The sequence below is a fragment of the Bacillus sp. FJAT-27001 genome (assembly GCF_019039175.1).
Taxonomy (GTDB): Bacteria; Bacillota; Bacilli; order Bacillales; family Bacillaceae; genus Bacillus; species Bacillus velezensis.
The window spans coordinates 1-221 of the sequence record NZ_JAHOAA010000005.1; the positions used below are offsets into that span (position 1 = coordinate 1).

Sequence of the window (221 nt, forward strand, 5' to 3'; positions counted from 1 at the left end):
TGTGCGATTTATTTAAAACTTTGAATTAACAGGTACGTTTTGTCTTGTTTAGTTTTCAAAGATCATTATAATGGAGCGGGTGATGAGAATCGAACTCACGACATCAGCTTGGAAGGCTGAGGTTTTACCACTAAACTACACCCGCATTTGAATTGGCGCGCCCGAGAGGAGTCGAACCCCTAACCTTTTGATCCGTAGTCAAACGCTCTATCCAATTGAGC

General features: G+C 42.5%; 1 tRNA gene. It reads right to left on the reverse strand.

What is annotated here, in order from left to right:
• Positions 1 to 71: 71 nt before the first annotated feature.
• Positions 72 to 145 (reverse strand) — tRNA-Gly (locus BGM27_RS15380).
• Between the last annotated feature and the right edge of the window lie 76 nt (positions 146 to 221).